Raw genomic sequence first — 22,190 nt, 5'->3', positions numbered from 1 at the left:
ATAGGTTGCACCGCATGGTCAACGTCAATCGACGACCGGTCCCCCGGTCGTGACGCGTCTCGCCGTCGACTTCGGCACCTCGCACACGGTGGCGGTCGTCGAGCTGGCCGACGGCCGCGTGGAGGCGCTGCTGTTCCGCTCGTCGCCGCTGGTGCCGTCCGCGGTGTTCTCCGCCGACGGCCGGCTGGTCGCCGGTCACGACGCCGACTACGGTGCCCGCCTGGACCCGGCCCGGTACGAGCCGAACCCCAAGCGCCGCATCGACGACGGCCACCTGCTGCTCGGCGACGTCGAGGTGCCGGTCGTCGACGCCGTCGCGACGCTGTTCCGGATGATCGCGGCGGAGGCCCGGCGGGTGACCGGCGGGGCCGTCGGCGAGGTGGTGCTCGCCCATCCCGCCGGGTGGGGGACGCACCGCAAGGCGATCCTGCGGGACGCGGCAGAAGCGGCCGACCTCGGCCCGGTGACGCTGATCGCCGAACCCGTCGCCGCCGCCGGGTACTTCGCCGTGGTGCTGGGCCAGCGGGTACCCGACGGGTCGTCGCTGGTGGTCTACGACCTCGGCGGCGGGACGTTCGACATCAGCGTCGTGCGCCGGGCGCCGGCGGGCGGGTGGGAGGTCACGACGTCTGCCGGCCTGGACGACGTCGGCGGCGTGGACCTCGACGCCGCGATCGTGGACTGGGTGGGCCGGCAGGTCGCCGACGCGTCGCCGGCCGAGTGGGCCCGGCTGACCGCTCCGGCCCCCACAGCTGATGGTGCCGCCGACCGCCGCCGGCGCCGCCAGTTGTGGGACGACGTCCGGGCCGCCAGGGAACAGCTCAGCGGCGCCAGCCAGGTGACGATCGCGGTGCCGGCCGTCGAACGGGAAGTGCACCTGACCCGGTCGGAGTTCGAGGACCTGGCCCGGCCGTGGCTGGACCGCACGGTCGCGCTGACCACGGCCACGATGCTGGGCGCCGGTGTCGGCACCGCCGCGCTGGCCGGCGTCTTCCTCGTCGGCGGCGGCAGCCGGACGCCGCTGGTCGCCAGCCTGCTGCACCGCGCGCTCGGGGTCGCGCCGATCGCGATCGACCAGCCGGAACTCGCCGTGGCCCGCGGCTGCCTGACCGACGCCCTGGTCGACGCGCCGGCCGCTCCCCCGCCCCATGCGCCGCCCGCCCCTCTCCCCGATCCCGGGGTCGCCGCGCCGTCGGCGGCGTCGGCGGAGTCCGGGATCGCGCGGTTCAACACCGACAAACCGCAGGCCTCCGCCGACCGGCTCCGCCCGCTGTGGTTCCTGGGTGGACTGGTGTGGCTCGGCGCCATGGCCTTCGTCCTCGCCGCCGCGCTGCGGGCCTTCGAGGACACCTCGATCAACTACGACATCAACCGGATCGCCGTGAACGTCTACGCCGGCGTCCGGGCACCCCTCGGCCCGACCGCCGCACTGGTCCTGCTCGGTCTGCTGCTCCTGGTCGGCGGAACCGGGCCGGCGGGCGGCACCGCCGCGGGCGCGCTGGGCCGGCTGCTGCGCCGCAGCGCCGTCGCCGCGAGCACGGCCGTGGTCGTCCTGCTGTACTTCGCCACCGGCCTGGCCGACGCGATGGACCCGAACGGCTACTGCTCGTCGTCGATCTTCGGCGACCCCGACGTCTTCAACGGTTTCGACTGGATCGACGCCGCCGCGCTGGCCGGACGGGCCGGCGGGCAACTCTGGTGGGTGGTCGCCGCCGCTCCGATCCTGGTCGCCGGTGGGCTGGTGTCGCTGGCCCTGCGGCGACCGGTCGACCCGCTGGCGGCGGCCGGCGACCGCGCCGGAACCCTCCGCGCGGCCGGCACGTGGGCGGCGGGCGGTGTCCTGATCGGGGTCGTCGCCCAGTCCTACCTGTACGACCAGGGGCTGACGTGCGAGCAGGTGAACGGCTGGAACCCGGACTGGACCACCGCCGAGTACACGCCGGTGAACATGCTCGCCCAGAGCGTCCTCACGTTCGACTTCGACGTGCCGGTCTGGGGTCTCGTGCACGCGGTCGCGTTCTGGCTGGGCCTGGTGCTGACGCTCACCACCGCGGGCCTGCTGGCGTTGACGGTCCGCCGCGCGGTGGCCCGCACCCCGCAGGCCGCGCGGTCCGTCCGGTTCGCCGCCGGTGGGGTGCTGGTGGTCGCCGGCGTGCTGGCGGCGTTGCACGCGTGGCGGGAACGGGTCGCGTGGCAGGGTGAGACCTGGCGGGAGCCGGATCCGCTGGTGTCCGGCGTCCACGCGGTGTGGGAGTCGGTGATCGGCTGGACCACCCCCCGCGTCGCGACGGCCCTGACGGTGGTGCTGCTGCACGTCCTGCTGGCCGCCCTCGTGGTCACCGCCCGGCGCGACCGCCGGGCTACCGCACGGGTCGCAACCAGGGACTGAGGTCGTCCGCCGTCAGACCGATCGCGGCCAGCCGGTCGTACAGGTCGGGGGTCAGCACGACCATCGCGACGATGACGTTCTCCGCGCCGCCGAGGGCGTAGACGCCGGTGGCCGGGTCGCGCAACAGGTCCAGCACGACTGGCTGCACGCGGTCCAGGGTCGCGGCCTGCTCGGCCAGGCTCAACCGGCCCGGGCTCGACACCACGCAGAGGTTGCCGGAGTACCGGCGCCGCAGGTCGGTGCGGGCCGCACCGGCGTCGCCGCGGACCACCTCGACGACCAGCACCTCCGCGCCGCCGTCGGCACGGCCGACCCACGGGTTGCGGAACCGGTCGGCGTTCTCGACGACGTACGTCTGGACGGCCCTGCCGTCGAAGGGGCCGGTCGCCGTCCACCCGCCCGCCGGCGCCGGGCACGGGACCGCCGGCGACCCGGCCGTAGCAGCCGGCTCGGGCGGCGCCTGCCCGGTGACCGCGAGCACGCCCGACCGCAAGGTTCCGGTGAGGGTCGCGGACCCGATCCGGGCGCCGGCCCGCTCGACCGGTTGGGCGAGGGCGCCGAGGTCGACCCCGGTGACGACCACCCCGTGGACGCACGCGGGAAGGTCGGCGCCCGCCGGCGCGGTGGAGGTGGCCGGTGCACAGAACCGCACCGGCTGCCCCGGCACGGCCAGCACGGTGCCGGAGGCGCGCACCCGCATCCCGTCGCGGACGACGAGGTCGGGCGGGCTCTGCGCGGTGGCGGTCGAGACGTTGCCGGTCCGGTCCTCGTCTCCGGTGTCGCGGGTCCGCGTCGTCAGCACCGCGACCGCGGCGACCGCGACGAGAGTGGCGGCCGTCGTCGCGAGCACCGGCGCCCACCGGCGTCGGGCCGGCCGGGCCGGGCCCAGCCACCGACCGGGGTCGGGCTGCGGGGGTGGTGGTTGCGTCGACCGCCAGCGCTCACCGGCGCCGCGAAGCAGGTCGTCGACGTTACCGGTCATTCGGACACCTCCAGGAGAGTGCGCAGTTTCGCCCGGGCGTCGGCCAGGGTCGACTTCACCGTGCCGTCGGAGCACCGCATCACCGCCGCCGTCTCCGCGATCGACAGGCCGACGAAGTAATGGCAGTCGACCGCCAGACGCTGGCGTACGGTCAGTCGCCGCAGCGCGCGCTCCAGGTCGAGCCGGTCGTCGGCGCGGGCGGCCACGGCGGTGGGCCCGGCCGGTCCGGCGAACCAGCGGCGGGACCAGTGCCGTCCGCCGGCCTTCCGGGCCTGGTCGGCGGTGATCGCCAGCAGCCAGGCCGACGGTGTGCCCCGCCGGCCGTCGTACCGGTCCCGCTTGAGCCAGGCCCGCGCCAGCGCCTCCTGCACGATGTCGTCACGGTCGGCCGGCGGGCCGAGCCGGGCGGCCAGTCGCGCCATCGCCGGCAGGTGCGGCCGGACCCAGTCGGCGAAGGCCTGCTCGTGCGCGGGAGCGCGCTCCGTCACGATGCTCACAACCTTCTACCCTCGCCGACGGTGGGTCGGTTGGCTCCGGGGTTCACATTTCTCCCACGCGTTCACACGGCAGCGGCGCCAGAATCACACACGCCGATGCGCGCGTGATTGACCACGCGCTCCCCCGCATGCGACAAAGCCGCATCGCTGACAACTTGGACAAGCCCGCATCCCCGGTAGGGTTCCGTTTCATGGCCGACCCGGACACCCTGGCCTGCCTGCTGCTCGTCGCCTACCCCGCCACTCCCTCGCCGGCACGACGGTGGGCCGCCCTCGCCCGGCTCGTGGGCGCGCTCGTCGCCGACATCCCCGCGGAGCCCGAGGTGTCCGATGTCCGCGCCGACGTCGTCGTGGCCCGGCGCGACACCGGTGAGACGATCCTCCGCATCGACGCGAACACCGGCGACGCCGAGTTGCTGCGGTTCGTCCGGCGTCAACTCGAGCAACTCTTGCGGATCTTGGACTGCACGGGGTGCCATAGGCCCTCCGGGAGTCCAAGATCCGCGAATCGACCGAGCGCGGGGCCCGACCGGCGGCGCTGGGCGCGTCATTCGAGTGCGTGCGGCGTGTCACCACGCCTTCGGCATCCTAGGAGGCTAGGTTGGTTGCCATGACCGTGAATCCTGGGGCGGCCGAGGCGCCGCATCGGCAGATCGCGATGATGCTCCGCGAGCGTATCCGCCGCGGTGAGTGGGGACCCGGCGAGCGGCTGCCCGCCATCCCGGCCATCGCCCTCGAGTACGGCGTCGCCAAGCAGACCATCCAGCGCACGATCGACCAACTGCGCGTCGAGGGTGTGCTGATCACGCGGCCCGGCTCCGGGACGTTCGTGCGGGGCACCAAGCGGCGGCTCAACCGGCTGTCCCGGGGGCGGTACGGGGCGCAGCGGGGCTATCACGCCGATCTGGCCGCCCGGTACCGCCAGCATCTCCTGGAGGTCGGCCACGGCCCGGCGCCGCACGACGTCGCCGAGGCGTTCGGGGTGGCCGCCGGCTCCACGCTGGTGGTGCGCCGGCACCTCGTCCGGACGCAGGACGTGCCGGTGGAGGTCGGCGCCGCGTGGCTGCGCCCGTCCGACGCCGACGGCACCGCGCTGGCCCGGGCCGAGGTGTTCGACCGGCCCCTCTACCAGGAGGTCGAGGAGGCCACCGGCCGCACCTACACCACCGCCACCGACCAGATCACCGCCCGCCTCCCCAGCCGCGACGAGGCCGAACTGCTGCAGATCCGCCCGGACACGCCGGTGCTGGTGCTGATGCACGTCGCCTTCGACCAGCGCGGCAAGGCGATCGAGGTGTCGCAGGCGGTCTGGCCGGGGCCGGTCACCCAGCTCACCGAGAAGTACCAGATCGCCGGCGAACGCCCCGCGGTCCCCACCGACGACCCGGACCTGGCGCTGGGCTGAACGGCCGGGCTGAACGGCCGGGGCTACGGCTCCCGGTGCCAGGGCCGGTCGGCGGCCGAGGCGGAGTCGACGCCGTACCGCAGGACGTGTTCGGGCCGGCCGTCGCCGTCGGCGTCGATGCCCACCTGATCGGTCCGGCCGTCGCCGTCGGTGTCGTACAGGATGCGGTCGAACGAGCCGTCGCCGTCGGTGTCGACCCGGGTGACGTCGAGCACGCCGTCGCCGTCGGTGTCGCGGGCGAGGGAGTCGACGTGACCGTCGCCGTCGGTGTCGCGCCACACCTCGTCGAAGCGGCCGTCCTCGTCGCTGTCGTACCGGATGTCGTCCCAGTGGCCGTCGTCGTCGGCGTCGCGGTAGACGGTGTCGGGACGGCCGTCGCTGTCGGCGTCGGCGACCATCATGTCGACGTGTCCGTCGCTGTCGTAGTCGTACGTGGTGTAGGTGGCCGTCGGGCCGTCCGGGTCGTCCTCGCGCGGCGGGACGGACGTGACGTCGACCGTGCCGGCCGCGTTCTCGTCCGACCCGGCGACGGAGGGGTAGTCGGCGGCGGACACGTGATCGGTCAGGTCGAAGTCGGTCACGGCACTACCTCCGGCGCTCGGTGTGCCGTGGACGGTAGCTCAGAGGCGCACACCCAGCAGCGCGTCGACCGCCAGCGCGACCTCGTCGACCGGCGCGTCGGAGACACCGGCCAGGGCCGCCTCCGCCCACGCGTCCACCGCCGCCAGGGCGCCCGGCGTGTCGAGGTCGTCGGCCAGCCGCGAACGCAGAGCCGCGACCACCGGACCGGCAGCGGGTCCCCGACCCCGGGCCACCGCGTCGCGCCAGCGGGCCAGGCGCTGCTGACCGGCCTTCAGCACGTCGTCGGTCCACTGGCGGTCGCCGCGGTAGTGGTCGGCGATCAGCGCCAGGCGCAGCGCCATCGGGTCGACCTTGTCGGCCCGCAGGCGGGAGACGAACACCAGGTTGCCGCGGCTCTTGGACATCTTCTCGCCGGCGAGCCCGATCATCCCGGCGTGGACGTAGTGCCGCGCGAACGGCGCGACGCCGGTGAGCACCTCGGCGTGCGCGGCGGAGCACTCGTGGTGCGGGAAGATCAGGTCGTTGCCGCCGCCCTGGACGCCGATCTGGTCCCCCAGCAGCCGCAGCGCGATCACCGCGCACTCGACGTGCCAGCCGGGCCGTCCGGGGCCGAGCGGGCCGCCGTCCCACGCGGGTTCGCCGTCGCGGGCGCCGCGCCAGAGCAGCGGGTCGAGCGGGTCGCGCTTGCCCGCGCGTCCCGGATCGCCCCCGCGCTCGGCGGCGAACGTGAGCATCGTCTCCCGGTCGTAGTTCGACTCCGACCCGAAGCCCGGCGCGGCCGCGACCGGGAAGTAGACGTCGCCGGTGCCGTCGTCGAGCCGGTAGGCGGCTCCAAGATCAACGAGGCGGGCCACGGCCGCAGCGATCGCAGGGATCGACTCCACGGCGCCCACGTAGTGCTCCGGCGGGATGATCCGCAGCGCCTCCATGTCCTCGCGGAACAGCGCGGTCTCCCGCATCGCGAGGACGACCCAGTCCTCCCCGTCGCGGGTGGCGCGTTCGAGCAGCGGATCGTCGATGTCGGTGACGTTCTGCACGTAGTTCACCGCCAGCCCGGAGTCCCGCCACGCGCGGTTGACCAGGTCGAACGTGATCATCGTGGCGGCGTGGCCGAGGTGGGTGGCGTCGTAGGGGGTGATCCCGCAGACGTACATCGTGGCCGGGCCGGTCGGGGCCACGGCGGCCCGCGCGGTGTCGTACAAATTCAAGGGGACGCCCTGACCGGGCAGTTCAGGTACGTCGTGCGAGGTCCAGGGCTCCATGACCGCAACATTAACCGCTGATCACGAACAGACTATTTCAGATCGGCGGCCACGGTAACGCCGGCCAGTCCTCCGGCGGGTTCGGGAACACCTTCGTCCGCAGCAGGCCGTCGACGCGGCGGCACATGGCGCGCAGTTCGCGGATCGTCAGGTGCTCGGAGAGGTCGGCGCCGAGGTCGGCGTCCAGGGCCGAGCGGAGCTTCTTGAGGACGTCGAGCGCGTCGTCCGGCACCGGCGACTCCGACCAGCCCCACAGCACCGTGCGGAGCTTGTTCTCGACGTGGAAGCTGACGCCGTGGTCGACCCCGTACAGCTCACCGTCGACCGTGGACAGGATGTGGCTGCCCTTGCGGTCGGCGTTGTTGATGACCGCGTCGAAGACCGCCATCCGGGCCAGTTGCGGCTCGTCGGCGTGCGCGAGGACGAACGGCCGTCCGCTCTCGTCGCGGGCCGCCGCGACCCGGTGCCAGCCGACCGGGATGCGCCGCCCCGGCACGAAGTCCACCAGCGGCTCCGGGCGCTGGCGGTCCTCGTCGATCCACAGCTGGCACATGCCGGGGCCGAGGGGCCCGTCGCGCAGCACGGTGGGCGGCACGATTCCCCACCCGGTGAGTTCGGACACCAGGTAGGCGGCGTACTCGCGGCCGGCGAGGGTCCCGTCGGGAAAGTCCCACAGCGGACGCTCGCCGCGCACCGGCTTGTAGACGCACCGGGCGTCGACGCCGTCGAGGGTGATCTCCGCGCGGAGGGTCGTATTGGACGCGTCGACCAGCCGGCCCTCGATCTCCAGACTCCCCCGCGACAGCAGGTCGGTGAGCTCGCCCACGTAGCTACCGGTGGTACCCGTTGTGCCGCGGGCACAGGTGGCCCTTCGGGTCGAGCGGCTGCCCGCACAGGGGACACGGCGGCCGGCCGGACGCGAGGACCCGCTTCGCGCGCTCGATGAACGCCCGGGTCTCCTGTGGCGTCAGCCGCACCCGGAGGCGGTCGCGGTCGGCGTCGGCGTCCTCGTCGTCGGCGTCGTCGTCCTCCGCCGCCTCCTCCGGCTCGGCCTCGGCCTCGCCCTCCGGGGCCGCGATCGCCTCGATGACGACCGTGGACGTGTCGACGTCGAACGCCAACCCGAGCGTGCCGACGCGGAACTCCTCGTCGAGCGGGGTGTCGAGCGGCTCGTTGTCGGCCGCGATCGCCAGCGTGGGCAGTTCGAGCCCGAACCGCCGGTTGGCCTCGGCGAGCAGTTCGTCGAGCTTCTCGGCGAGCAGCTGGACCTGCACCTTCTCCAGGGCGACGCTCACCAGCCGGCCGCCGCCGCGGGCCTGGAGGAAGAACGTGCGCTCGCCGGGCGGCCCGACGGTACCGGCCACGAACCGCTCGGGCGGTTCGAACGCGTACACCTGGTGGGCCATACCCACGACGATATCCGCATCGGTACGGCGACGCCGACTGGCCTACCGTCTTAAACGCTCCCCGCCCCCGCTCCGCCGCCGACCGCGGCGTCGCTGTCGGCGGCGGCCTTCGCGCGGCCGCGCCGGGTCTTCTTCGGGGGCACGAGGGACGCCAGATCGGCGCCCGAGTCGTTCAGCCGCACGACGAAGGGGCGGGTGGACGTGTAGCGGATCGCGGTGACCGACGCGGGGTCGGCGACGATGCGCTGGAACTGGTCCAGGTGCAGGCCCAGCGCGTCGGCGACAATGGCCTTGATCACATCGCCGTGGCTGCAGGCGAGCCAGATCGCGTCGGGGCCGCGTTCGGCGGTGACGGTGGCGTCCCACTCCCGCACGGCGGCGACGGCGCGGGCCGACATCGCCGACATCGACTCGCCACCGGGGAACGTGACCGCCGACGGGTGCGCCTGCACCACCTTCCACAGCGGATCCTTGGCGAGCTTGGCCAGCTCCTTCCCGGTCCAATCGCCGTAGCCGCACTCGGTGAAGCGTTCGTCGACGGCCGGATTCACGGCCGGCAGGGCCTCGGCGACGGTCTGCCGGCAGCGGATCAGGGGGCTGGTGACCACCGCGGCGAGCGGGATGCCGGCGAGCCGCTCACCGGCGGCGCGGGCCTGGCCACGGCCGACGTCGTCGAGTTCGACCGGCTGGCGACCGGCCAGGGTGCCGGCGGCGTTACTGGTGGTGCGGCCATGCCGCAGCAGGAGGACGGTTGCCACCCGGCGAAGCGTACGCGCGGTCCCCTATGCTCTTCCCGGCCATGAACGGTTTCGAAATGGGCGGGGCCTGAGATTTGAACATTCTCGAAGCGGTGCTCCTCGGTGCGGTCGAGGGCGTCACCGAGTTCCTACCCATCTCCAGCACCGGCCACCTGACGATCCTGGAGAAGCTGTTCGGGTACCAGATCGACGATCCGGACATCACCGCGTTCACGGTGATCATCCAGTCCGGCGCGGTGCTGGCGACGATCCTGTTCCTGCGCAAGGACATCGCCCGGATCGTGCCGGCGTTCTTCCGCGGCCTGACCAACGCCGAGGCCCGCCGGCACGTCGACTTCCGGTTCGGGGTGGCGGTGCTGCTGGGGTCGATGCCGATCGTGTTCGCGGCCCTGCTGTTCAAGGACCAGATCGAGACGACGCTGCGCAGCCTGTGGTTCGTGGCCGGCGCGCTGATCCTGTGGAGCGGGGTGATGGTCTTCGCCGACCGCGCCGCCACCCAGCAGCGGGGCGAGGAGGACATCAGGTGGAAGGACACGCTCATCATCGGCGTGGTGCAGTGCATGGCGCTGATCCCGGGCATATCCCGGTCCGGCGCCACGATGTCGGCCGGCCTGCTGCGCGACTTCGACCGGGTGACCGTGACGCGGCTGTCGTTCTTCCTGTCGATCCCGGCGCTGACCGGCGCGTCGATCCTGCAGGGCATCGACGAGTTCGACCGCATCTCCAACGGCGTCGGCTGGTTGAACACCATCGTGGCGACGGTGGTGAGTTTCGTGGTGGCCTACCTCTCGGTGAACTGGTTGCTCCGGTACATCGCCCGCCACTCGTACACCGTCTTCATCGTGTACCGCGTGGCGCTGGGCACGCTGCTGATGGTGCTGCTGGCGACGAACGTGCTCGAGGCGAAGTGACCCTCAGGGGATCGACAGGTCGAAGGGGTGCCCGGCCGGGTCGGCCAGCGTGATCCAGCCGGTGCCGCCGCCGAGCCGGGTGCCGCCCAGTTCCTCCGCTCGGGCGCCGACCGCCGCGAGGTGGTCGGGACCGTCGACGACGATGTCGAGGTGCCCCTGTTGCGGGTGCGCGGGATCGGGCCACCGCGGCGGCGTGTAACCGGCGACCTGCTGGAACATGAGGCTCTTGCCGCCACCGGTGACGAGCGCGCCCTCGGGCCCGTCGTGGGTCACCTCCATCCCGAGCAGGTCGGCGTAGAAGCGGGCCAGCGCCGACGCGTCGGGGGCGTCGATGGTGACCGCGAACAGCTGCGTCTGCGGGCCGATCTCGTCGCGCTGGCACAGGTCGAAGGGGTGCCCGGCCGGGTCGGCCAGCGTGATCCAGGTGGCGCCGTCGGCCAGCCGGGTGGCGCCGAGCGCCTCGGCGCGCCGGGCCGCCTCCTCGTGCCCGTCGACGAGGAGATCGAGGTGGACCTGCTGAGGGCGTTCCTGCCCCGGCCACCGCGGCGCGCGGTGCTCGGCGACCTCCTGGAAGGCGACCTCCTGCCCGTCGCCGGCGCGCAGCGTGATCCAGCCGTCGACGCTGCGGACGGTCTCCCAGCCGGTGAGCTCGGCGTAGAACGCGGCGAGCCCCGCGATGTCGGTCGCGTCGAAGGCGACGAGTTCCAGGCGTCCTGTCACGGTCATGCGCGTCATCCTGCCCGCCCCCTCCGACAAAAACTCCCGGTAGCCTCGGCCGGGTGACGGATTGGCGCGGGTCGCTCCCCGACCGGCTCGCCGAGGCGGCCCGACGGCACGGCGTGCCGGGTGCCGCGGTCGCCGTCGGACACGGTGGCGACCTCGTCGAGGCGGCGTACGGCGTGCTCGACGTCCGCACGGGTGCGGCGGTGACGCCCGACAGCCTCTTCCACGTCGGCTCCGTCACGAAGCCGTGGACGGCGACGCTGGTGCTGCAACTCGTCGACGAGGGGCGGCTCGACCTCGACGCGCCGGTCGTCGGGTACCTGCCCGGGTTCGCGGTGGCCGACCCCGCCGCGACCGCCGCGGTCACCGCGCGGCACCTGCTCGCGCACACCGGCGGGTTCGCCGGCGACCTGTTCCTCGACACCGGCGACGGCGACGACGCGGCCGACCGCTACCTGGAACGGCTGCGCACCGAGGCGGTGCAGGTGCACCCGCCCGGCGCGATGTTCTCGTACTGCAACTCGGGCTTCTGCGTGCTGGGCGCGCTGGTCGCGCGGCTGCGCGGCACGACCTGGGAGACGGCGGTGCGCGAGCGGGTGGCCGGGCCGCTCGGTGTGCGTCACCTGGCCTTTTCCGCGGCCGAGGCGCGGGCGTTCGCGGCGGCGACCGGCCACCTGGATTCCCGGCGCACCGTCGACGACGCGACGCTGCCCCGGTCGAACGCCGCGGCGGGGTCGCGGATACGCGCGGCGCCCCGCGAACTGGTGCGGTTCGGCCGGGAGATCGGCACCGTGCTGTCGGCCGACGCGGTGGCCGCGATGCGCACCCCGCAGGTCGCGGCGCCCGGTGTCGTCGGGCGCGGCGGCGACCACTGGGGCCTCGGGCTGGAGCTGTGGACGTGGTCGGGCGTTACGATCGTCGGTCACGACGGCGGCGTGCCGGGCCAGGCCGCGATGTGGCGGGTGGTACCCGACCACGACCTGGTCGTGGCGGTGAGCATCAACGCCGACGCCGCGACGACCGGCATGACCGACGACCTGGTGGTGCCGCTCCTGGAGGAGCTCGCCGGCGTCACGGCGCCGTCCCGGCCGGTGCCGCCGCGCCCGGCCGTGGACGCCGGCGACGTCCGCCGGTTCGCCGGTCGCTACGCCACGCCGTTGTGGGAGTTCGAGGTGACGGCCGACGCCGCCGGCCTGGTGGTGCGGCGGACACCGCACGGGCTGGTCGAGGAGATGGGCCGCCCGCCGCGCACCGACCGGTTCGTGATGCTGGCGGGCGACACCTTCGTCACCGCCGAACCGGTCGACGGCACGCACGACACGGTGACGTTCCTCGACGGCGGCCGCTACCTCCATGCGGGCCGCGCGGCCGCCCGCGTCGACTGACCGCGGGCGGCCGACCCCCTACAGGGGGTCCGGCGACGCGCTGCCCCGGATCCAGCGCGGGGTCCAGCTGCCGTCCTTGAACCGCTTGCGGTACCACCACTGGCCGTCGGCCGCGGCGATGCAGTTCACCACCACCGACCAGTTGGCGTACTGGTAGTTGAGGAAGATCCGGTGGTTGGGATTGCACGTGCCGCCCATGTTGAGCCACTCCGCGGTGCCACCGTCGCGCCGCCACCTCGTGTAGACCGACCGGTCCTGGCCGATGACGAACACCTGCCAGTGATAGTCGGGCTTGAACCACTCGGCCTCGGTGTTGCAGTAGAACGTCCCGTCCCAGATCGTGTAGTGGCAGAAGGCCGGTTTGTTGGGGTCCGGGTACGTTCCACCCGATTCGACGTTGGCGTTCGCGGGTCCGCCCGTGGCGACCACGGCGGCCATCACCGCCACCACGATGGCGGCCCGCTGCAGCAGGCGTCTGACGTTCATGCGCACTGACGTTCTCCCCTGTTCGACGCCGACGGCGTGTGTGGGCAGAACGTAGAAGGCGCGCGTACACGTCGCGTACATGCTCGCCGGCGGCCCCGTCACTCACGCCCGGGTGGGCTCGGCGTGCGTCCGGAGGCCGTCGACGTCGATCGACCTCGCCCGCACGACCCCGTCGGCGACGAGGTAGAACGTCGGGAACAGGCGCTGGTTGAAGGCCCGGCAGACGGGGCCGTCCAGCGGTTCGCGCAGCACGGTCGCCACCGGATCGATGTCGGCGGTGAGCTCCGTTCCGACCGGATCGTCGGCGGGGCCCACGACGACCACCAGCGCGGCGTCCCGGGCGATGCCGCGGTCGGTCACGTAGCGGATCAGCGCGGACACCTGCTCCAGGCACGCGCCGCAGGTGGTCGACAGGAACGCCAGCACCTCGGGCTTCGCCGTCGCGCCGTCGACGACGCCGCCCCCGGCGGTGTGGCCGGTGAAGGCCGGCAGCGGCGCGCCGACCGGCAGCAGTTCCGAGTCGGGGTTGCCGGCGGCCGGCTGGGTCGCCTGCTCCCGCAGCCGCCGGAGGACCGCCAGGGTGAGCAGGAGGTTGAGCAGGCCGAGGACGGTGGTGAACACGACGGCGGCGATGAGGTACGGCACGGGCTTCTCTCCAAGAGACAGGACGAGGGGCACCGGTACCGGCCTTCCGGCCGGCACCGGTCGGTCTTCTCAGCAGCAGTCGTTGCAGTTCACGCGGCAGACCTGGTCCTGGGTGCACCAGCGGTACCCGGCTCGCCGCGTCCCTTCGTCAGGCGCCGGAGCACGGCACCGAGCACCCGGTCGGCCGGCAGGAAGCCCCACGACCGCGAGTCGTAGCTGACCACGTTGTCGCCGAGCACAACCAGGTGGTCCGCCGGTACCGGGCTCCCCGACGGTTGCCCGCACGCCCGCTCCACCGCCGCGGGCACCGGTTCGCCGGCCACCGCGGCGACCCGCTTGAGGTGCCACTCCGGCGGCCGGTCCCGCCACCCCGGCTGCTCCGGCGCCCGGAGCACCACCACGTCACCGGTCCGGCAGCGCAGGCCGTCGCGGCGGCGGACCAGCACCCGGTCGCCGTCGTGGAACGTGGGAGTCATGCTGGGCCCGACGACGGTGACGACGAGGTAGCGCCGGCGCACCGCATACACGGTGCCGGCCGCGATCGTCAGGATGGCGACCGCGATCAGGCCGGTCACCGCATCGCCCGGTCGACGCCGGTGGCGCAGGTCCATCCGGCGACGAGGGCCAGCGGATCCTCCGGCGCGCCGTGCAGCGCCTCGGCCCGCCGCCCGCACAGGTACAGCACGATCATCTGCAGGGCGCGGAGCCGTTCCCGCAGTTGGTTCGCGTTGGCGTTCAGCGCCAGTGTCGCGAGCACCGCGCGTTGGCGGTGGCTCCGAAACCAGACCCGTCCGGGTGGGCCGCCGATCTCCGGTGGTCCGAGCAGACGGAACTCGATGTGATCCCCCATGATCATCGTCACATTGTCGAACCGCTATCGATGTGTGGCAAGACCAGCGGAAAGATCGGGAAACTACGCGACGCCCGACTTCTCGTACGCCTCGGCCGCGAGGCGGAGCTGCCGGATGCTCGCCTCCAGGTCGGGCGCGTGGATCGCCAGCGACAGCGTGGTGACGCCGGACGCGGCGAACTCGCGCATCCGGTCGGCGACTCGGTCGACGGGGCCCAGCAGCGAGGTCCGGTCGATGAACTCCAGCGGCACCGCGGCCGCGGCGTCGCGCTGCTTCTTCGCGAGGTACAGATCCTGGACCTCGCGGGCGGCGTCGCCGTAGCCCATGCGCACGGCCAGCGCGTTGTAGAAGTTCTTCTCCCGGCTGCCCATGCCGCCCACGTACAGGGCCGAGTACGGCCGCACCGGCTCGGCGGCCTTCTCGACGTCGTCGCCGATCACCAGCGGGACGCTCGGCACGACGTCGAACGGTTCACCGGCGCGGCCGCCGCGCTCCCGGCCGGCGCGGATCGACGCGAGCTGCTCGTCGGCGAACTCGGGCGCCCAGAAGACGGCGAGCAGGCCGTCGGTGAGCTCGCCGGCGAGCTCGAGGTTCTTCGGGCCGATCGCGGCGAGGTAGGTGGGGATGCGCTCGCGGTGCGGGTGCAGCATCAGTTTGAGCGGCTTGCCGGGTCCGCCGGGGACGGGCAGGGTGTGGTGCTCGCCGGCGTACTCGACGGTCTCCCGGGCCAGGGCCTTCGCGATGACCTCGAGGTATTCGCGGGTCCGGGCCAGCGGCTTCGCGAAGGGGACGCCATACCAGCCCTCCGACACCTGCGGGCCGGACACGCCGAGTCCCAGCCGGAACCGGCCGCCGGAGAGCAGGTCGAGGCTGGCGGCGGTCATCGCGGTCATGGTGGGTGTGCGGGCGGGGATCTGGAAGATCGCCGATCCCAGGTCGATGCGTTCGGTCTGGGCGGCGAGCCAGGCGAGCAGGGTGGCCGCGTCGGAGCCGTAGGCCTCGGCGACCCATACGGCGGCCAGGCCGAGCCGGTCGGCCTCCTGGGCGAGCGCGAGCCGGTCGGCGGGATTGGTGCGCCCGGACAGGTATCCGAGGCTGAGCGCGAGGCGCATGCGGTCTCCCTGATTCACGAAGGTCTGAACCCCGACTCACCTTATGTGTGGTACGTGGTTGTGACCTTAAGTGGCCCTATCCTGTGGCTCATGCAACAGCGACCGCTCGGCCGAAGCGGGCTGACGGTCTCCCGGCTCGCGCTGGGCACGATGACCTGGGGCCGCGACACCGACACCGACGACGCGGCGGAGCAACTCAAGACGTTCGCCGACGCCGGCGGCACGTTGATCGACACGGCCGACGTCTATGCCGACGGCGACGCCGAGGCCGTCCTGGGCAGCCTGCTGCACCGCCTGCTCCCCCGCGACGAACTGGTGATCGCCACCAAGGCCGGCCTGCGGCCCGGGCACCGGCGGCGGCGCGACGCCTCGCGGGGACACCTGCTGCGGGCGCTGGACGCGTCGCTCGCCCGACTGGACACCGACTACGTCGACTTGTGGCAAGTGCACGGTTTTGACCCGGACACGCCGCTTGAGGAAACTTTGTCCGCTATGGACTATGCCGTGTCGTCCGGCCGGACCCGCTACGTCGGCGTGTCGAACTACGCCGGCTGGCAGACCGCCCACGCCGCCACGATGCAGACGTGCGCCGGACGCACCCCGCTGATCTCCAGCCAGGTCGAGTACTCGCTCGTCGAGCGGGAGATCGAGCGGGAGGTGCTGCCGGCCTGCGCGGCGCTGGGGCTCGGCGTGCTCGCCTGGTCGCCGCTCGGGCGCGGGGTGCTCACCGGCAAGTACCGGTACGGCGTCCCGGCCGACTCGCGGGCCGCGTCGCCGCATTTCGAGGGCTTCACCGCCCCCTACCTGGACGCGCGTTGCGGCGGGATCGTGGAGGCCGTCTCCACGGCCGCCGACGGGCTGTGCGTGGCCCCGCTCGCGGTCGCGTTGGCCTGGGTCCGCGACCGGCCCGGCGTCAGCTCGGTGATTCTCGGCGCCCGCACCGCCGCTCAACTGGTCGGATCGCTGGCGTCGGAACGGCTGGACCTGCCCGCCGAGATCCGCGCCGCGCTCGACGACGTGTCGCTCCCCTACGGCGGCTATCCCGAGCGTGAGCTGTAGATTCGTGCGGGATCAGGACTGGTTTTAGGCGCCGACGCGCGGCAATATCGGAAAGTGACTCCTCTGACGCCTGATGTCGTCAGTTTCTCAGACCGTTCGTCAGGTCTGAAGGGCAAGCCCTGCCCTGAGGATGTTGGTTGCGGCGACAATGTCTGCGTGCCTGGCGAACCCGCAGGCGAGGCAGACAAAACTGGCCTGGGTGACACGGTTGCCCGCAGCACAGTGCCCACAATCGGGACAGGTGCGGGACGTGTTGCGGGGGTCGACCCCGACAATGACACGTCCGGCACTCTCAGCCTTGGCGTGCAGCACAGCGAGGAACACCCCCCAACCCGCATCGAGGATGCTCCGGTTCAACCCGGACTTCTGAGCCACGTTCGTGCCCGGTTCTTCGAGGGTGCCGGCCGCCGAGCGGGTCATGTTGGTGATGCGAAGTTCTTCGTGGAAGATCAAGTCATGGTTGCGCACGAGCCATACGGCGGTCTTGTGCGCGTGGTCCAGCCGTCTGCGGCGGACCGCCGCATGCAACGCAGCGACCCGGGCGACGATTCTCCTCCGCCTGTTCGAGTACCGCGCGCACCGGGCGAGAGCCTGCTGCGCAGCGGTGAGTCGTCCGGCGGAACACCGGCCCGGTCGCGGATTGGGGACTTGCGCACCTTCAGAGGTGGTGAGGAACGACGCCACTCCCATGTCGATCCCGACAGTGCTACCGGCGGGCGGCAGGGGATCCGCGGGTACGTGATCACACGACAGTACGAGGTACCAGCGGCGCCCTTCCCGTTTGGCGCTGACGGTCTTCACGGTCCCGGCAATCTTGCGATGGGCATGCACCCGAACGTGACCGATGCCTCGCAGGTAGACGCGGGTGCGGTCGCTGCGGGCAGCGGAGTCGGAGGTCGAGTTCCATCGGCAACCGTCACCGTCTTTCGGCCATTCGACCGTGTCGAAACGGCCGCCACCCTTGAACCGCGGATAGCCGGGTTTCCGGCCTGTCTTGATACGCCGGAAGAACGCCTGGAACGCTCTGTCCAGGCGACGCAGCGTGGCCTGCTGGGACGAGAACGACCAGCGACCCTGCCCCTGCGGGTCAGCGCTGCGGATGTCTTTGAGTTGCTTCGACTGACTTCCGTACAAAATTCCCTTTCGCGCACGGCGCCACGCTTCGCGGCGCTCCTCCAGCGCGGCGTTGTACAGCAGCCGATGGTCCTCCACACACGCGGCGAGCGCCGTCGCCTGCTTCGAGGTTGGGCGCAGCAGGAACTTGTAGCGACGCCTCACCCCAGCCTCGCCGTAGTTGTCGTCTGTGCGGCAAGTTGCGGTCCGCGCGCCACGCGCCGACCATACGGGAACCGCACATTTCACCGATACAGGCCACGCCGCTCGCGGCCGCGAATTTGTCCATAGCCCACAATCGACCGCCCATGGAGGCAGCCGGTGGATTACGAGTACGCGCCGTTGCGGTTACCAGCGAATGTCGACCGGTTGACCGCCACGGCGCAGCTGACGCTCCAGGCCGAGTACGCGGGATGGGAGCTGGCGCGGGTCCAGCTCTACCGCGACGGAACCCGCAAGGTGATGATGCGGCGGCGCATCGCACCCGGTCAGCCGGAGCTGCAGCCCGGTCTCTCCATCTGAATCTTTACCAACGCTTTCCGCGCACCCTCTTGCACAATGGGTAGTCGCGAGAATATCTTGCGTAGCCATGACGTGGCGACAACCTTCGGTCGGGCACCTCACCGACTGCGGTCCGCTTACGTACGTGATCGCCTCCCGCGACGACACCGTGCTCGCCGAGGTCGTCGCCCACCGCCACGCCCGCCGCATCGAGCCGCACCTGCTGCTCGCCGAGCTGACCAGCGACGAGGTCAGCGCGATGCGCCGCCAGTACGCGGGGCGCGCCGTGATCGCTCCCGACGCGCCCATGAGCCCGTTCTGCACCTGAGCCGCGTTGCGGCCTCAGTAGTCGGCGTTCCGGCTCTCCAGCAGCCACAGACTGCCACCGCTCGGTGAGGTGCCGGTCCCCTCGCTCGACGCGTACTTCTTGGCGTTGTACGCCGCGGTGATGAACACGCCCGGCGTCGTCTCCACGCTCGACGGGTTCCCCTGGTCGCCGAAGCCCGAGTTGTAGATCGGCACCACCTTCTGCCCGGCCGACGGCTGCCGCCACGGCAACTGGGTCGGGTTGCCGATCAGCGTGCCGTACGTGGGCCGGTAGGTCACGCCCTTGTTGCCGAAGGTGAACAGCAGCCGCCCGTCGGCGGTCTTCAGCAGGTGGTGCGAGTTCGCCTGGACGTTCCAGTCGGCCCGGGTGAACGTCGGCGTGTCGGTCGACGCGCTCCAGGTGATCACGCGGGCGGGTGCTCCCCGCCGGACCGAGGTGTCGGTGGGCGACCACCGCTCGTGCCGCACGACCACGAGCAGCGTGTCGCCGTACTGCACGAGGCTCGGCTCGAACCACATCTCGTTGAGGCCGTCGGCGGCCCGCGAGGTGGTCTCCAGCGCCCAGAACGCGTTGACCGGCAGCGCGTGCGACGCCGTCCCCTGGTAGTTGGCCCGGGCGACGTAGGCGTTGCCGTTGCCCGTGTAGAACGGGATCAGCACCTGGTTGCCGCCCTCGAGCGCGACGATCCCGCCGTGCTCGGCCGGCGTGCCGGCGAGGCCGGGCACGACCAGCTTCTGCGGCGTGCCGAAGTAGCTGTCGCCCGGCCGCCACACGGCGGTGTACACCCCGTCGCCGGGCACGAACCAGCTCAGCAGGACCCTGCCGTCGTGCATCTTCCCGAGCTTCGGGTCGCGCATGTCCTTGCCGCTCATCGGCGCCATGTCGGCCAGCGCGTTATGGCGCACCGGCCACGAGCGTCCGTTGTCGCGGTTGTCGAAGGCGACCTGGACCGTCCCGATCGTCCCCTGGTGCTCGGCCGCCCGGTACCAGACGGCCATGATCCGGCCGTCGTCGAGTTTCAGCAGGTCAGGGAAGCGCGCCTCGTACGGCGACGGTTCCTGGTAGATCTTCCCGATCCGCGTCACCGCCGCGTCGGCGGGCGCCGCGACGCCCAGCATTCCGATCGTGAGCGCCGCCGCCAGCACGGCACGGCGCAGCCGTCCATAACGCATCCTGAGTCCCCCGTTTCGACAAGGATCGATATGTGAGGGGCAGTGTGCCACAGACGGAAGACCGCCGGGCAGGCCGGCGGTCTTCGGAAAGATCTTTATCTGGGACGCGGTGAGCGCGGCTCAGTGGGTCGCCTGGGAGGCGTCCTCTTCCTCGTCCTCGTCTTCTTCCTCGTCCTCGTCGTCGAAACCGATGCTCGCGTGCTCGTCGAGCCGGTCGACCAGCCGGTCGCCGGTGTCCAGCGCGAACGGCCCGGTGCCGTCGGTCTCGTCGTACGCCTCGGGATCCAGCGGCTGCCCGACCTCGGCCACCACGACCACCCCGTCGAGCGACTCCAGCTCGGGGATGTCGAGCGCGCCCAGCGACACGTCGGCGGCCTGCATCAGCTCGAGGACCGCCTCGCCGACCGTCTCCACCGCCGCCACAGGCTCGTCGGAGCCCTGCTGGCTGGTCTGCCGGGCGCTCTCCGCCGCCCGCAGCAGCGCCGCCACGCTCGGTACCCGGTAGTCACGCCGCTGACGCACCGAGATCACGTGCTCGTACTCGTCGTCGGACCCACCGGCACCGACCCCGAAGCCGAACTGCTTGTCGGCCTCGTTCGGGTCGATCGGCTGGACGTCCCACGGCGTGACCTCGCCGAACGCGTCGAGCAACTGCTCGTCGTACTCGAACGAGGCGTTGTTGAGCTCGACGTACGCCCGCCACACCTCGTCGTCGTCGGCGCGGCCGTCGGCGGCGCGCACCGCGGCCAGGTGATCGCGGGCAGCCGTGATCATGCGCTCAAGAGCGGCATCCAGTTCGGCGTGCCGGTCGGTCATGGTTGAGCTTCCTCTCGCGAAGATCGGGGAACTTCAGCAGGCGGTCAGGAAGCGGTCGAGTACCCGCACGCCGAACTTTAGTCCGTCGACGGGTACGCGCTCGTCAATGCCGTGAAACAGCGCGCTGAAATTCAGGTCGGCGGGCAGCCGCAACGGGGAGAACCCGAAGCAGCGGATGCCCAACCGGCTGAACGACTTGGCGTCGGTGCCACCCGACAACATGTACGGCACCGGGTGCGCGCCGGGATCCTCCGCACGCAACGCGGCCTTCATCGCCTCCACCAGCGGGCCGTCGAACGTGGTCTCGACGGCCGGGTGGAGGTGACCGGTCTCGATCTCGATGTCGGGGCCGATCACGGCCCGCAACTGCTCCCGGAAGATGTCGGCCTGGCCGGGCAGCGTGCGGCAGTCGACCACCGCCGTCGCCTGGCTCGGGATGACGTTGTCCTTGTACCCCGCGTCGAAGCGGGTCGGGTTCGCGGTGTTGCGGATCGTGGCACCGATCATCGCGGCGAGCGGGCCCAGCTTCGAGATCGTCAACTCCGGGTCGTCGTGGTCGACCTCGATGCCCAGCGCCTCGCCCACCTCGTCCAGAAATGCCCGGACCGTCGGCGTCAGCACGACCGGGAACCGATGGCGGCCGACCCGCGCCACGGCCTCGCTCAGCGCGGTGATCGCGTTGTCGTCGTGGATCATCGACCCGTGCCCGGGGCGCCCCTTCGCCTTGAGGCGCAGCCAGTCGATGCCCTTCTCCGCGGTCTCGATGAGATACAGCCGCTTCTCGGCGCTGATCGAGAGCGAGAACCCGCCGACCTCGCCGATCGCCTCCGTGCACCCCTCGAACAGCTCCGGCTCGGTGTCGACCAGGTAGCCGGCGCCGTAGTTGCCGCCCGCCTCCTCGTCGGCGAGAAAGGCCAACACGATGTCCCGTGTCGGCCGCTTGCCCTCCCGCGCCCACTGACGCGCGACGGCCAGCATCATCGCGTCGAAGTCCTTCATGTCGATCGCGCCCCGGCCCCAGAGGAAGCCGTCCTTCTCCTCCCCCGCGAAGGGGTCGACGCTCCACTCGCTCTTGTCGGCGGGGACCACGTCGAGGTGACCGTGGACCAGCAGCGCCGGCCGGGTGGGGTCGGTCCCCTCGATCCGCGCGATCAGGCTGGTGCGGCCCGGCGCCGCCTCCCGGAGTTGCGACTCGATCCCGACCTCGTCGAGCTGCGCCGCCACGTACTCCGCCGCCACCCGCTCACCGGCTGTGGTGGCAAGATCACCGGTGTTGGTGGTATCGATGCGCAGCAGGTCGCGACAGATGCGAACGACCTCGTCGGTGCCGGTCATGCCCTCACTCTATGGTGGGTGACGATCGTGCGTGCCGCGGGTGGCCTGGTTGTGTGGCCGCCGTGTGGCTGTGGCGCCGGTCCCATTCGACCTTGAGCGGAAGCGCTCCCGTTTATTCATGGATTCGCCTGGGTACCTCCGCGACCATGAGTTTCCTGCTGTGGATCCTGGCAGTTGTTCTCGTGGTCGCCGGCATCGTTTCGATCGTCCGCGGCCAGCTCCTCTGGGGCATCGTGCTCATCATCGTCGGGCTGCTGGTAGGGCCCGGCGGGGTCAGCATCTTCACCTAACCAACCGGGCGCCGCACGAATCCCCCTCGTGACGGCGCCCCCGAGCAGGAGTGGCCCCGGTACCCCCGGGGCCACTTTTTTCCCTCTTGATCTTGCCTCGTTCGCATGGGGGGAACCACCGTGCGAAGAGGGCGGGGGGCCATGTACAGTAATCGCGCGGCGTGACCCGGGTGGTCACACCA

The 22,190-nt window shown here is 71.9% G+C and carries 26 protein-coding genes; 8 read left to right on the top strand and 18 right to left on the bottom strand.

Translation table 11 applies throughout. The features are described 5' to 3' along the window. Window positions 1–49 precede the first annotated feature (49 nt). Complete coding sequence (locus tag Vau01_RS18710) at window positions 50–2,389, top strand: Hsp70 family protein (protein ID WP_203994246.1); 2,340 nt, start codon at window positions 50–52, stop codon at window positions 2,387–2,389. On the opposite strand, the gene Vau01_RS18705 is transcribed toward Vau01_RS18710, so the two are convergent. The 3 genes from Vau01_RS18705 to Vau01_RS18695 all read right to left on the bottom strand — a co-directional run bounded on the left by Vau01_RS18705 (window position 2,361) and on the right by Vau01_RS18695 (window position 4,314). Continuing rightward, on the bottom strand, window positions 2,361–3,371 hold the full coding sequence (locus Vau01_RS18705) for a hypothetical protein (RefSeq protein WP_203994244.1): 1,011 nt from the start codon (window positions 3,369–3,371) through the stop codon (window positions 2,361–2,363). The two genes, Vau01_RS18710 and Vau01_RS18705, sit on opposite strands and share 29 nt — an antisense overlap. Continuing rightward, complete coding sequence (locus Vau01_RS18700; protein WP_203994242.1) at window positions 3,368–3,868, bottom strand: RNA polymerase sigma factor; 501 nt, start codon at window positions 3,866–3,868, stop codon at window positions 3,368–3,370. Before Vau01_RS18700 ends, Vau01_RS18705 begins: the two co-directional genes overlap by 4 nt. A 62-nt stretch (window positions 3,869–3,930) precedes the next feature. Beyond that, window positions 3,931–4,314 (bottom strand): hypothetical protein, encoded by a 384-nt coding sequence (locus Vau01_RS18695; RefSeq protein ID WP_203994240.1) that lies wholly within the window; start codon window positions 4,312–4,314, stop codon window positions 3,931–3,933. Window positions 4,315–4,478: 164 nt separating this feature from the next. On the opposite strand from Vau01_RS18695, the gene Vau01_RS18690 reads away from it, so the two are divergent. Next, a complete protein-coding gene (locus tag Vau01_RS18690; RefSeq protein ID WP_203994237.1) occupies window positions 4,479–5,273 on the top strand; it encodes a GntR family transcriptional regulator in 795 nt (264 codons plus the stop codon). Between the two features lie 23 nt (window positions 5,274–5,296). Here the strand turns inward: Vau01_RS18690 and Vau01_RS63420 are convergent, their stop codons facing one another. From Vau01_RS63420 to Vau01_RS18665, 5 genes are read right to left on the bottom strand one after another with little or no spacing between them, the layout of a single operon-like run. Continuing rightward, window positions 5,297–5,854 (bottom strand): hypothetical protein, encoded by a 558-nt coding sequence (locus Vau01_RS63420; protein WP_239151692.1) that lies wholly within the window; start codon window positions 5,852–5,854, stop codon window positions 5,297–5,299. A 39-nt stretch (window positions 5,855–5,893) separates the two neighbouring features. Next, the gene (gene mshC / locus Vau01_RS18680; protein ID WP_203994234.1) at window positions 5,894–7,117 is read right to left on the bottom strand and encodes a cysteine--1-D-myo-inosityl 2-amino-2-deoxy-alpha-D-glucopyranoside ligase; all 1,224 of its coding nucleotides are present in this window, start codon (window positions 7,115–7,117) and stop codon (window positions 5,894–5,896) included. A gap of 37 nt (window positions 7,118–7,154) precedes the next feature. After that, window positions 7,155–7,943, bottom strand: a complete 789-nt coding sequence (locus Vau01_RS18675) for an SCO1664 family protein (RefSeq protein WP_203994231.1) — start codon at window positions 7,941–7,943, stop codon at window positions 7,155–7,157. Between the two features lie 4 nt (window positions 7,944–7,947). Next, a complete protein-coding gene (locus Vau01_RS18670) occupies window positions 7,948–8,523 on the bottom strand; it encodes a DUF3090 domain-containing protein (RefSeq protein WP_203994228.1) in 576 nt (191 codons plus the stop codon). Window positions 8,524–8,573: 50 nt separating this feature from the next. Beyond that, window positions 8,574–9,281, bottom strand: coding sequence for a histidine phosphatase family protein (locus Vau01_RS18665; RefSeq protein ID WP_203994225.1), 708 nt, complete (start codon window positions 9,279–9,281; stop codon window positions 8,574–8,576). A gap of 74 nt (window positions 9,282–9,355) precedes the next feature. Between Vau01_RS18665 and Vau01_RS18660 the strand changes: the two genes are divergently transcribed. Continuing rightward, window positions 9,356–10,192, top strand: a complete 837-nt coding sequence (locus Vau01_RS18660) for an undecaprenyl-diphosphate phosphatase (RefSeq protein WP_203994222.1) — start codon at window positions 9,356–9,358, stop codon at window positions 10,190–10,192. A 3-nt stretch (window positions 10,193–10,195) separates the two neighbouring features. Here the strand turns inward: Vau01_RS18660 and Vau01_RS18655 are convergent, their stop codons facing one another. Beyond that, window positions 10,196–10,918 carry a VOC family protein gene (locus Vau01_RS18655; protein ID WP_203994219.1) on the bottom strand — a complete coding sequence of 241 codons (723 nt, stop codon included), beginning with the start codon at window positions 10,916–10,918 and terminating at the stop codon, window positions 10,196–10,198. 53 nt (window positions 10,919–10,971) lie between these two features. Here Vau01_RS18655 and Vau01_RS18650 point away from each other — a divergent pair, with 53 nt between their 5' ends. Continuing rightward, entirely contained in the window at window positions 10,972–12,300 is a 1,329-nt protein-coding gene (locus Vau01_RS18650; protein WP_203994216.1) for a serine hydrolase domain-containing protein, read from the top strand. An 18-nt stretch (window positions 12,301–12,318) separates the two neighbouring features. Here Vau01_RS18650 and Vau01_RS18645 read toward each other — a convergent pair whose 3' ends face one another. The 5 genes from Vau01_RS18645 to Vau01_RS18625 all read right to left on the bottom strand — a co-directional run bounded on the left by Vau01_RS18645 (window position 12,319) and on the right by Vau01_RS18625 (window position 15,394). Further along, entirely contained in the window at window positions 12,319–12,786 is a 468-nt protein-coding gene (locus Vau01_RS18645; protein ID WP_203994214.1) for a hypothetical protein, read from the bottom strand. Window positions 12,787–12,888: 102 nt separating this feature from the next. Next, a complete protein-coding gene (locus tag Vau01_RS18640; RefSeq protein WP_203994211.1) occupies window positions 12,889–13,431 on the bottom strand; it encodes a TlpA family protein disulfide reductase in 543 nt (180 codons plus the stop codon). 89 nt (window positions 13,432–13,520) lie between these two features. After that, window positions 13,521–14,006, bottom strand: coding sequence for a S26 family signal peptidase (locus tag Vau01_RS18635; RefSeq protein WP_239151690.1), 486 nt, complete (start codon window positions 14,004–14,006; stop codon window positions 13,521–13,523). Further along, on the bottom strand, window positions 14,003–14,287 hold the full coding sequence (locus tag Vau01_RS18630; RefSeq protein WP_203994205.1) for a BTAD domain-containing putative transcriptional regulator: 285 nt from the start codon (window positions 14,285–14,287) through the stop codon (window positions 14,003–14,005). The genes Vau01_RS18635 and Vau01_RS18630 overlap by 4 nt, the downstream gene beginning before the upstream one ends. 57 nt (window positions 14,288–14,344) lie before the next feature. Beyond that, the gene (locus tag Vau01_RS18625; RefSeq protein WP_203994202.1) at window positions 14,345–15,394 is read right to left on the bottom strand and encodes an LLM class F420-dependent oxidoreductase; all 1,050 of its coding nucleotides are present in this window, start codon (window positions 15,392–15,394) and stop codon (window positions 14,345–14,347) included. A 90-nt stretch (window positions 15,395–15,484) separates the two neighbouring features. Here Vau01_RS18625 and Vau01_RS18620 point away from each other — a divergent pair, with 90 nt between their 5' ends. Beyond that, window positions 15,485–16,453 carry an aldo/keto reductase gene (locus Vau01_RS18620; RefSeq protein WP_203994199.1) on the top strand — a complete coding sequence of 323 codons (969 nt, stop codon included), beginning with the start codon at window positions 15,485–15,487 and terminating at the stop codon, window positions 16,451–16,453. A 99-nt stretch (window positions 16,454–16,552) separates the two neighbouring features. Here Vau01_RS18620 and Vau01_RS18615 read toward each other — a convergent pair whose 3' ends face one another. Then, window positions 16,553–17,731 (bottom strand): RNA-guided endonuclease InsQ/TnpB family protein, encoded by a 1,179-nt coding sequence (locus Vau01_RS18615; RefSeq protein ID WP_203994197.1) that lies wholly within the window; start codon window positions 17,729–17,731, stop codon window positions 16,553–16,555. A gap of 156 nt (window positions 17,732–17,887) precedes the next feature. Here Vau01_RS18615 and Vau01_RS18610 point away from each other — a divergent pair, with 156 nt between their 5' ends. Together Vau01_RS18610 and Vau01_RS18605 are read left to right on the top strand one after the other, a co-directional pair. Beyond that, window positions 17,888–18,088, top strand: coding sequence for a DUF5703 family protein (locus Vau01_RS18610; RefSeq protein ID WP_203994195.1), 201 nt, complete (start codon window positions 17,888–17,890; stop codon window positions 18,086–18,088). Between the two features lie 67 nt (window positions 18,089–18,155). Then, on the top strand, window positions 18,156–18,395 hold the full coding sequence (locus tag Vau01_RS18605) for a hypothetical protein (protein WP_203994193.1): 240 nt from the start codon (window positions 18,156–18,158) through the stop codon (window positions 18,393–18,395). A gap of 14 nt (window positions 18,396–18,409) precedes the next feature. Here the strand turns inward: Vau01_RS18605 and Vau01_RS63415 are convergent, their stop codons facing one another. The 3 genes from Vau01_RS63415 to Vau01_RS18590 all read right to left on the bottom strand — a co-directional run bounded on the left by Vau01_RS63415 (window position 18,410) and on the right by Vau01_RS18590 (window position 21,718). Then, window positions 18,410–19,567 carry an exo-alpha-sialidase gene (locus Vau01_RS63415; protein WP_239151689.1) on the bottom strand — a complete coding sequence of 386 codons (1,158 nt, stop codon included), beginning with the start codon at window positions 19,565–19,567 and terminating at the stop codon, window positions 18,410–18,412. Window positions 19,568–19,687: 120 nt separating this feature from the next. Beyond that, the gene (locus tag Vau01_RS18595) at window positions 19,688–20,383 is read right to left on the bottom strand and encodes a hypothetical protein (RefSeq protein ID WP_203994191.1); all 696 of its coding nucleotides are present in this window, start codon (window positions 20,381–20,383) and stop codon (window positions 19,688–19,690) included. 33 nt (window positions 20,384–20,416) lie between these two features. Continuing rightward, window positions 20,417–21,718 carry a M20/M25/M40 family metallo-hydrolase gene (locus Vau01_RS18590; RefSeq protein ID WP_203994189.1) on the bottom strand — a complete coding sequence of 434 codons (1,302 nt, stop codon included), beginning with the start codon at window positions 21,716–21,718 and terminating at the stop codon, window positions 20,417–20,419. 146 nt (window positions 21,719–21,864) lie between these two features. Between Vau01_RS18590 and Vau01_RS18585 the strand changes: the two genes are divergently transcribed. Further along, window positions 21,865–22,008 carry a GPGG-motif small membrane protein gene (locus tag Vau01_RS18585; RefSeq protein ID WP_203994187.1) on the top strand — a complete coding sequence of 48 codons (144 nt, stop codon included), beginning with the start codon at window positions 21,865–21,867 and terminating at the stop codon, window positions 22,006–22,008. Window positions 22,009–22,190: the final 182 nt, after the last annotated feature.

The organism is Virgisporangium aurantiacum (genome assembly GCF_016863635.1).
Lineage (GTDB): Bacteria > Actinomycetota > Actinomycetes > Mycobacteriales > Micromonosporaceae > Virgisporangium > Virgisporangium aurantiacum.
Note: the sequence above shows the minus strand (reverse complement) of the source record. Positions and strands in the feature narration are given on the sequence as shown.